Raw genomic sequence first — 9,432 nt, forward strand, 5'->3', positions numbered from 1 at the left:
GCTACTGGGCGGCTGCGGGATCTTCGCCGGTCAGGCGACGGACAGCGGCCTCGATCCGCTCGTCGGTGGCGGTGAGACCCACGCGAACGAAGTTCTTGCCCTTCGGGCCGTAGAAATCGCCCGGGGCAACGAGGATGCCCTTATCGGCCAGCTCGGCGACAGTTTCGCGACCGTCGCGGCCCTGCGTGGCCCACAGGTACAGGCCACCGTCGGAGTATTCGATGTCGAAGCCAGCCTGCAGCAGGGCTGCCTTCAGCAGGTCGCGGCGGTGGCAGTACAGCTGCTTCTGCAGAATCTCGTGACCATCCTCCACCAGGGCGGCCACCATCGCGGACTGAATGGGTCCGGGGTTCATTAGACCCGCGTGGCGGCGGATGCCCAGCAGCTCCTGGATCAGCTCGCCGTCGCCGGCCAGCCAGCCAGCGCGATAAGACGCCAGGTTGGAGGTCTTCGACAGCGAGTGCACCGCAATTAGGTTGGTGAAGTCTCCCCCGCACACCTCCGGATCGAGGATCGAGACGGGGCGCTCCTCGCCCCACCCCAGGCCCAGGTAGCACTCGTCGGAGACAATGATCGTGCCACGTTCCCGGGCGAACTCCACGAACTTGCGCAGGTGATCCACGCCCAGCACCTGGCCGTGCGGGTTCGCCGGGGAGTTCAGGTAGATCAGCGCCGGAGTCTGCGGCCCCAGCTTCAGCAGCGAATCGCTGCGTAGCACGTCAGCCCCGGCCAGGCGGGCAGAGACCTCGTAGGTCGGGTAGGCCAACTCCGGGATCACTACCGTGTGGCCCGCGCCGATTCCCAACAGAGTGGGCATCCAGGCGATGGCCTCCTTGGTGCCGATCACCGGCAGTACCTGGGTATCGGCATCTAAGCCCCGCACCTGGAAGCGCCGCTCCATCGCCCCCACGATGGCTTCCCGCAGCTCCGGGGTGCCCTTCGTCTGCGGGTACCCCGGCTCCGCGGCGGATTCCGTCAGCGCCAGCTGAATGGCCGGGGAGACCGGATCTACAGGAGTGCCGACCGACAAATCCACGATCCCATCTGGGTGGCTGGTCGCCTTGGCCTTAGCTTCGGCAAGCGAGTCCCACGGGAAGTCGGGCAGTCGGTCGGCTACTTTGGTGCGCTTGAAGGTCATGCTTGTACTTTATACCGCCTGCTTAGTGCGCCCGGCGCTAACCGGTGCAAGTGTGGGCGTCAATAAAGAAAAAGCAGATAGGCGAATAAAACCTAAGCCTGCGGCGGCAGGTTGGCGATAAGCTCCGCGTCGAAGTCCTGCGGCCCCAGCTTGGCGGCGCCGCCCGGGGAACCCAGATCGTCGAAGAAGGCGGCGTTCGCGTCGTTGTACTCTTCCCACTCGTCCGGCACGTCATCCTCGTAGAAGATGGCCTCAACCGGGCAGACCGGCTCGCAGGCGCCACAGTCCACGCACTCGTCCGGGTGGATGTACAGCATGCGCTTGCCCTCGTAGATGCAGTCAACGGGGCACTCTTCTACGCAAGCGCGGTCCAATACGTCTACACAGGGCTGCGCAATCGTGTAGGTCATCGTCTAAATACCTACCCTTTCTGGAAAGTTCGTCATACTCCACAGAGCTCTCTTCGAGCTTCTATTCTGTCACTTCAGCGGTTCCAGTGAAAACTGAGGGCGAAGCGGCCACGCGGCCGCTGCCATACCGACCACAAACAGCAGCATAGACCACACAGTCTGCGGCATTAGCGTCGCCTCGCCGAAAGGCAGCTCCGGCCACATCACCGCCAGCAGATAACCGGCCAGCCACACCAGCGCGGGAATGCCCGCAACCAGCTTGTTATCAGTCCACAGAAGCGCGGTTTTCGTCACCGCGCGGTTGAAGAAGAACGCAAACAGGATGGTCCACGGCAGCGGCACCAGTGTGTCCCCCACCGTGATGCGCGAGCCAATGTATAAAACGCTGATGAACAGCCCGAACAGCGCGCCGATAGAGAGCCAAACGATGCCGGAAATGCGCTCAGCGCGCGTTGTATCCTGGCGTGCCTGGCTCTTGGTGGGGTGTCCCCAGTTGGGCTCGTCCTTCTTCGCGTTCACGTCGATCCATCCTAGTGCCCTACCCCGCCGGACCTCCAAGGCAACGCGGTTTAGGGCTTAAGTCCCCAGCCGTCTCAGGCCGGCTGCTCCCCCAGCGCGCGGGCGAAGAAATCCTCGGGCACGCCGGGGGCCGTCCAGCCCAGACGATAGCTTTCGCTGTCCAGCAGCGGCTGGGTAATGAGGTTCGACAGACAGAACAGAGTGATTGCTGTGGATGCCGGCGGGTTAGAGTCCCGCACCTGGTCATTGACGTCCGAGGCCATGCCATCAGCCACCCAAATCTGGGTGGCGTGAGCGCGCATAGCGGCCTGCTTGGCCGCCACGTCCTCTGCGGTGCCATGAATCACCAGATCGACCTCCGCAGACGGCACGGTCGCGATCTCCCCTGCGGCAGGCAAAGTCCAGCCTTCGGGCACGGCCGCCGGGTCCTCCTCGAGGCCCTGCATGCCCTCGGCGAACTTCTCGTCCTCCGTCACGCACCACAGCACCTGGCTGGGAACGAAGACGTCTGCGCCAGCACCTTCCGCACCCGCGCCGCTCAGCTGCCGCACGGCCTCGTGCACAATGCGGTGCGCCCGCTTGTGGTCCGGGTGCCCGTAGCCACCGTCGGCAGCGTACGTCAGAATCACCTCCGGCCGGACGCGCTGAATCTGCTCAATCAGCTGCTCGACCTGCAGCTCCAGCAAATCTTGCGCAGCCTCCCCCTCGTGCGCAAAAGCCCGCGGGTGGCGGATGGACTCGCTGCCTTCCATGCCCGAATCCCGCCAGGCACCGCAGCCGCCCAGAAGGTTTGGCCCGTGCTGCACACCCAGCGCACTGAGCGCCCGCTGCAGCTCAGCAATACGGTAACCACCGAGCATTCCCGTGCCGTGTTCGTACTGCTGGGCGTCCACAAGAGCTTGGTACTTCTCCCCGATAACCTCGCCTTCCTCGCCGAGGGTGCAGGTGACCACAGAAACGTCGTGGCCCAACCGCCGCGCCTTAGCCAGCGCCAGCCCCGTCCACAGGGTTTCGTCATCCGGGTGCGCATGCACCGCCATTACGGTGATCCTCTGCGTTTCGGCGGGGGTGCTGGTCACGGGTTAATCCTCCTTGAGGGCATTTTCTGCGGCGTTGCGTTTGTTTTCCTCGATGGGGCTCAGGGTCCACCGTGGCGCCGAGATCAGTACCGAGCTGCTGTTGTCCAGCGGCCAGTCTTCCAGCCCCGGGGTCGGTCCGTTGAGTCTGTCCGACGTCACCACGGTGAAGCGGTCGGACAGGATGGGCAGCACCGTGGAGATCTCCGCGATCCGCTCGTCCAGCTTCTCGCGCTCGTCGTTGAGCTCGGCGCGCCCTTCGCTAAGCTTGTTCAAGCGTTCTTCCAGGTCACGGTCGCAGGTGCCGCTGAGGTTGCCGCCCTTGGGGATGTTGGGGAGTGACGCCCCTTCTTCCCCGCTGTCGCTCCCCTCAGCCGGGTCCTTCGAATCTGCGTCGCCAGACGGCTTCGCGGAGTCTTCCCCTACGGGAGCGGTGGTGCAACCGTACTGTTCCACATATTCGAAGGTGGCCTGCGGGCTGCGCTGCCACGTCACCACGCCATCGACTTCTCCCTGCTCCACAGCCGAACCGAGAATCTCCCCCGCGTTGCCAGTGCGCACGGTGGCGGGAATTCCGGCGTGCAGCAACTGGTCCACGACGGAGCGGGCGGCATCCACCGCCACCTGATCGTCAGTGACTGCGCCGATGACGATGCCGTCGGGGCGCTGGTCGGACTGCAGGCCACGCGGCATCTCCGCGGCGGTCTTCGGGGTCACGTTCCAGCGCGGGGCCTCTACCTCCGGATCCTGGGAGACGATCCGTGCGATCCTCTCCGCGTTGATTGCGCCCAGTACCCGGCGGCGGGTTTGCTGGTCAGCGAAAATCGGGCTGGCCTGGTTGAGCTGCAGGTTCAGCTGCACCCCCCGAGCGGTGTTGCGCATCTGCGTGTAGGGCAGCTGGTTAAGAGCCAGGTCGGTGGTGGCCGAACGGTGCGTCATGTACATCTGGATCTGCTCAGTACGCATCATCTGCGCGCCGGTAGATTCATTCGGCACGGCGGTGAAGCGGATGATGTCCGTCTTGGCCGCCTTCGAACCCCAGTAACGGTCGTTGCGCTGCAGTTCCAGCAGGCCGCGCCCCTCGTCCACGGACTTCACGGAGTACTGCCCCGCAGAAGCGACGGAGCCGCCGTCCATCATCGTGCTGAAGCTGCGCCCCTCTGCCCGGTAAATGTGGCTGGGCAAAAGGTGCGTGAACAGTCGCTTCCAGGTGTTCAGCGGCTTATCGAAGGTAACTTTGAAGCTCTTTTCCTTCTTCTCCGGCTCGATGGAGGTGATGTGGCGGTACAGCCCCTTCGCCTCCGCGAGGGGCTCGTCCACAATCGCTTTATGCAGGTATTGGAAGTCGGAGATGGTGATGGGCGTGCCATCGGACCACTGCGCCTCCGGCTGCAGGGTATAGACCACTTCCGTCGGATTCTCCCGGTCGTTTGGCTTGACCTCGCTGATCAGATCATCGTTGAGGTTCTCCCCCATCGAGCCATCTGTGTAGACGCTCGGCAGGGTCAAGTCGGCAACCGCCGCCACCACCGGGTTGCGGTTACCCACCAGGTGCGGGTTGAGGTTGCCGGTGAAGCGATCCACGCCCACCGCGATCTCCCGCAGACTCTCATCAACCGGCTGCGGCTGCTGAGTTTGGGTGGAGGCGGAGGGGTCTTCCACCGTCGGAGCCTCGCCCGGATTCGCCTGGCAGGCGGCCAGCGTTAAGGCGAGTGTCGCCGACGTCAGGGCGGTCGCGGCGGTGGGCGTCACACCCCAAAAACCGCGACGGCGTGCGCCAGAGGAACGGCGCGCCGACGAGCTAGACAGTGGAAAGAGCGAGAACAAGGGCAACTTTAGGAGTTGTTATTGCGCTGCTTCTCGCGGGAACGGGCACGGGCGCGATCGGTGGCGTTCAGGGTCACCTTGCGCACGCGGATGACCTCCGGGGTTACCTCGACGCACTCGTCGAAGCCACAGAACTCCATGGCCTCTTCCAGGGTCAGGGTGCGGGCCTTGGCCAAGGTCACCGTCGCGTCCGCGGTTGCGGAACGCATGTTGGTCAGCTTCTTTTCCTTGGTGATGTTGATGTCCATGTCTTCGTCGCGGTTGTTCGCGCCGACGACCATGCCCTCGTAAGCCTCTGCGCCCGGCTCGACGAAGAAGGTGCCGCGATCTGCCAGCTGGATCAGCGCGTAGGCGGTGATCTGGCCGGAGCGGTCGGCAACCAGGGAGCCGGAGGCGCGGCCCTTGATCTCGCCCGCCCACGGCTCGTAGCCAGCGGAGTAACTGTTGGCAATGCCGGTGCCGCGGGTTTCGGTCATGAACACGGTGCGGAAGCCGATCAGGCCACGGGCCGGAACGATGAACTTCATGCGGATCCAGCCGGTGCCAGTGTTGTCCATGGACTCCATGCGACCCTTGCGGGCGGCCAGCAGCTGGGTGACGGCGCCGAGGTGCTCCTCCGGGACGTCGATGACCAGGTTTTCGTAGGGCTCGTGAACCGTACCGTCGATGGTGCGGGTAACCACCTGCGGCTTACCGACGGTCAGCTCGAAACCTTCACGGCGCATGGTCTCCACCAGAACGGAGAGAGCCATCTCGCCACGGCCCTGAACCTCCCAGGCATCCGGGCGTTCGGTGGGCAGCACGCGCAGAGAGACGTTACCGATCAGCTCCTGGTCAAGGCGGGCCTTGACCATACGGGCGGTCAGCTTGTCGCCGCCGCCACGGCCTGCCATCGGAGAGGTGTTCACGCCGATGGTCATGGAGATCGCGGGCTCGTCGACGGTAATGCGCGGCAGGGCAACCGGGTTCTCGGGATCGGCCAGGGTATCGCCAATCATGATGTCCTCGATGCCGGAGATAGCGGCGATGTCGCCGGCGATCATTTCCTCGGCCGGCACGCGGGTCACACCCTCGGTGCGCAGTAGCTCGGCCACCTTGGCGGTCTTGACGTGCTCCTTACCGTCCTCGTCGTAGTGGATCCAGGCGACCTGCTGGCCCTTACGCAGTCGGCCGGCGTGGATGCGCACCAGGCCAATGCGACCCAGGAAGGAGGAGGAGTCCAGGTTGGTGACGTGCGCCTGCAGCGGGCCGTCCACGTCTGCGGAAGGCTCCGGCAGGACGTCGTAGAGCACGTCGAACAGCGGCTGCAGGTCCTCGGAGTCCGGAACGTTACCGTTACCCGGGTTCTCGGTGGAGGCCTTGCCCTCGCGGCCGGAGGTGTACAGCACAGGAAGATCCAGCAGCTGCTCGGCGGCCTCTGCAGCCTCGTCGTCCTCCAGGGTGGAGGCCAGCTCCAGCAGCAGGTCCTGGGACTCTTCGACGACCTCATCGATGCGGGCGTCCGGGCGGTCGGTCTTGTTCACGCAGATGATCACCGGCATCTTGGCAGCCAGAGCCTTGCCCAGCACAAAACGGGTCTGTGGCAGTGGCCCCTCAGAGGCGTCAACAAGAAGAACCACACCGTCCACCATGGACAGGGCGCGCTCGACCTCACCGCCGAAGTCGGCGTGGCCGGGCGTATCGATCACGTTAATGATCAGGTCGCTGCCCTCTTTACCCAGACCCTTGCGGTGGATGGCGGTGTTCTTCGCCAGGATCGTGATGCCCTTTTCACGTTCCAGGTCGCCAGAGTCCATCACGCGCTCTTCCACTTCGCCGTGCGAAGAGAAGGCGCCGGACTGGTGCAGCATGGCGTCGACGAGAGTGGTCTTGCCGTGATCGACGTGCGCGACGATGGCGACATTGCGGAATTCAGTCAAAGACACAGATCCGAACTTTCCTTTACTTGGGTGTTTAGAGTCTTGAGTTCAAGCTAGTTGTGCAGCGTAGGCACTTCAGGGGAACCTTTCACAGCCTACTCCTTTAGTCCTCCACAATAACGCATAGGGCGCGAAGAAGTTTTTCCCAAAACCTTGAGAAAAGCTTGCAGACAGGTGTTATTGTTTACAAAAGGTTCCCAGCGAACGTTACTAGCGTGACAAATGTGACAGATGTGACTAATGTTGTTCCCATCTTCTGTTTAAACGCATTTGAGATGACTGAATAAAAACCCGAAAGGTTCACCGTGGCTTTCTCTCGACGCTTGACCCGTGCCGCCGCTGCACTGACCACTGCCTGCGCACTGGCAGTCCCGACCGTGGTGGCTCCTACTACCGCCGGCGCCCAGGTACAGGGCTCCATCGATCACCTGGGCCGCCCCGCGCCGCACGTCCTGGATCAGATCGAGGCTTTCGCCAACAACCCGCAGCTGCCGCCGAACGTGAAGGCTTCCCTGAAGAAGCTGGTCGGCTTCTTCCGTGGCGATGGCAAGCCGGGCGTTGACGTTCCGGAGAACGCCCCGGCGTTCACCCAGTTCGGTTGGCCGACCGTTTCCGGCCAGTGCATCGGCGGCAAGAACAAGGCTGTCGGCACCGCAATGGGCGTGCCCGGGCCAGCAAAGCTCCCGCTGCCAGGTATCGGCGCTGGCGAGGTCAACTTCGTCTTCACCGCAATGGGCACCGGCACGGTAGCTAAGAAGCAGACCACCGCGATGAACGTCCACTGGATCAACATCAACACTGGCAAGATGGGCCGCACCCCGCTGGGCTACACCGGCATCAACCCGAAGGGCCCGGCCACGGTCAACGGTGTTGCCAAGACTGGCAAGGGCACCGTCATCGCCCTGCTCGAGGGTGGCGTAACCACTCACGAGAAGGAGTCCGGCAACTCCAACTGCAACTTCCTGCCGACCGCGGCACTGCTGCAGGTCTAGTAGCTTTCGCCTAGATACCCCTGGGTTTCAGACCCCACGGCCGCGCTTTCCTGCGCGGCCTTTTTCATACCTTCGGCCTTTACCCACACATCCCCTTCTGGCCCCGCCCGCACTACTCACCACAAGCACACAAAGCCATGGCTGACCTGCACAAAGTAAAACAAGAGACCTTCGACCTCTCCCGCGCGATCAATATCGACCCGAAGGGCTTCGAGCGCGCCGTCGACGCTTACGAACTGTCCCCCAACCAGCCCGCCACTGTGCAGTCTGGCACTGCCCACCCCAACCCAGTGCTTTACATGCGCCGCCCCACTCCCGGCCACCCGCGTTTTCACTACCTCGAATCCTGGCTAGTCCCCCACCTGGACATTCGCCTCAATAAGTTCCACTTCTTCGACGGTATCGAGCCCACGCAGGATCTCTATATAGACATAGCCTTTATCGAGATTGATGACGCCACCACCCCACCAACCTGGCGCACCCGCGACATTTACGTGGATGTGGTGACGCACCTCCCGGAGGCTCCCTCCCCAGAACAATCTCAGTCGAGCTCTAGCTACGTCCCGGGCACATCTTCAAAGACGAAAGTCCAGGTACTGGACCTGGACGAGTTGGGCGAAGCACTCCTGGCGGGTTACATCACCGCCGACGAAGCCCGCAGAGCGCTGGATTCCACGCAGCGACTGCTGGATGGGCTGCACGAGCACGGCAGCGTGGCCGATTGGCTGGCCACCCAGGGCGTGCGTTTGGGTTACTAGCGCCCTCGACAGCCATGCCATCAGCCCGAAATCGAACACCTTTACTCCTTCTGTCGGGTGCGGAGGACATAATCGTTATGTTCAGGCAACCCTGAAACTAAAGCTCTGCGAAGCTCTTACACAGCCCCGGACGAATGGCGATTTGAATACGCCATAACCCGCACTGCATATTGACCACAGATAGCTAGCCACACTAGACTCGGTAGAGGACGCACCTAGGTGCTCCACTTCCGAGGCTCGTGTGAACACCACACGGGCTTTCGTGCATATTAGGGGGAATCAATGTACATCGGATACTTCGACGAATTTGGGCACAACGGCGCATACATCAATCGATACGATGCACGTTTTAAGACCCACCCAGTTTTCGGCATCGGTGGATTCATAATCCCCGCTCAGAATGTCCGACGACTCTCCGGCTCTTTCAAACACCTAAAAGAAACGGGGCTCAGAGAGGAAATAGAAGCCAAAGTTAGGGCTAAAGGCAAGAAGGTAGAGCATTGGGAGAAGAAGGGTGCAGCACTACTCACCACCCGCAACGCCCAGAAATACTCTGAACTGCGCCGCCTTATTAACCGACTTCTCAACATCCTCGACAAGCTAGACGCCCAAGTTGTCTTCTACGGACAGGAGAAACCTCGAGGAACAAACGAAGATACTGGAGAGAATGAAAGGTCAAGTCCGGTGTAGTGGTGTAGCCGTTTGTGCTTTCGGCTCGATATGAAGTTCGGGGCTTGGTTAGGCGGTTAGCTGGTGGTGGTCGTCACGATGTTCTCCTGGGTGGTGCATGAGG

The 9,432-nt window shown here is 62.4% G+C and carries 9 protein-coding genes; 3 read left to right on the forward strand and 6 right to left on the reverse strand.

Annotated elements, in window-relative coordinates; translation table 11 throughout:
• Nucleotide 1: 1 nt before the first annotated feature.
• The 6 genes from dapC to typA all read right to left on the reverse strand — a co-directional run bounded on the left by dapC (nt 2) and on the right by typA (nt 6,895).
• On the reverse strand, nt 2-1,138 hold the full coding sequence (gene dapC / locus MHX52_RS08155) for a succinyldiaminopimelate transaminase (protein ID WP_070488171.1): 1,137 nt from the start codon (nt 1,136-1,138) through the stop codon (nt 2-4).
• 92 nt (nt 1,139-1,230) lie between these two features.
• Complete coding sequence (gene fdxA, locus MHX52_RS08160) at nt 1,231-1,548, reverse strand: ferredoxin (RefSeq protein ID WP_011273859.1); 318 nt, start codon at nt 1,546-1,548, stop codon at nt 1,231-1,233.
• A 69-nt stretch (nt 1,549-1,617) separates the two neighbouring features.
• On the reverse strand, nt 1,618-2,067 hold the full coding sequence (locus MHX52_RS08165) for a hypothetical protein (protein ID WP_237746326.1): 450 nt from the start codon (nt 2,065-2,067) through the stop codon (nt 1,618-1,620).
• A 74-nt stretch (nt 2,068-2,141) separates the two neighbouring features.
• The gene (mshB, locus tag MHX52_RS08170; protein ID WP_239317605.1) at nt 2,142-3,146 is read right to left on the reverse strand and encodes an N-acetyl-1-D-myo-inositol-2-amino-2-deoxy-alpha-D-glucopyranoside deacetylase; all 1,005 of its coding nucleotides are present in this window, start codon (nt 3,144-3,146) and stop codon (nt 2,142-2,144) included.
• A 3-nt stretch (nt 3,147-3,149) separates the two neighbouring features.
• Nucleotides 3,150-4,895, reverse strand: a complete 1,746-nt coding sequence (locus MHX52_RS08175) for an ABC transporter family substrate-binding protein (RefSeq protein ID WP_239317607.1) — start codon at nt 4,893-4,895, stop codon at nt 3,150-3,152.
• A gap of 83 nt (nt 4,896-4,978) precedes the next feature.
• Nucleotides 4,979-6,895, reverse strand: coding sequence for a translational GTPase TypA (gene typA, locus MHX52_RS08180; protein ID WP_035005573.1), 1,917 nt, complete (start codon nt 6,893-6,895; stop codon nt 4,979-4,981).
• Between the two features lie 299 nt (nt 6,896-7,194).
• Between typA and MHX52_RS08185 the strand changes: the two genes are divergently transcribed.
• The 3 genes from MHX52_RS08185 (at nt 7,195) to MHX52_RS08195 (ending at nt 9,329) form a co-directional block, all read left to right on the forward strand.
• Nucleotides 7,195-7,881, forward strand: coding sequence for a hypothetical protein (locus MHX52_RS08185; protein ID WP_035005571.1), 687 nt, complete (start codon nt 7,195-7,197; stop codon nt 7,879-7,881).
• Between the two features lie 137 nt (nt 7,882-8,018).
• Nucleotides 8,019-8,639: a DUF402 domain-containing protein gene (locus tag MHX52_RS08190; protein WP_035005570.1), complete on the forward strand. Its 621-nt coding sequence runs from the start codon at nt 8,019-8,021 to the stop codon at nt 8,637-8,639.
• Nucleotides 8,640-8,921: 282 nt separating this feature from the next.
• On the forward strand, nt 8,922-9,329 hold the full coding sequence (locus MHX52_RS08195) for a DUF3800 domain-containing protein (protein ID WP_239317609.1): 408 nt from the start codon (nt 8,922-8,924) through the stop codon (nt 9,327-9,329).
• The last annotated feature ends 103 nt before the right edge of the window (nt 9,330-9,432 follow it).

Source organism: Corynebacterium sp. ACRQJ (assembly GCF_022346045.1).
GTDB classification, from domain to species: Bacteria; Actinomycetota; Actinomycetes; order Mycobacteriales; family Mycobacteriaceae; genus Corynebacterium; species Corynebacterium evansiae.

Excerpts from the sequence above, each read along its gene's own strand:
- fdxA (WP_011273859.1), bottom strand. The coding sequence starts at position 1,548 with ATGACCTACACGATTGCGCAGCCCTGTGTAGACGTATTGGACCGCGCT.
- dapC (WP_070488171.1), bottom strand. The coding sequence starts at position 1,138 with ATGACCTTCAAGCGCACCAAAGTAGCCGACCGACTGCCCGACTTCCCG.
- MHX52_RS08195 (WP_239317609.1), top strand. The coding sequence starts at position 8,922 with ATGTACATCGGATACTTCGACGAATTTGGGCACAACGGCGCATACATC.
- MHX52_RS08190 (WP_035005570.1), top strand. The coding sequence starts at position 8,019 with ATGGCTGACCTGCACAAAGTAAAACAAGAGACCTTCGACCTCTCCCGC.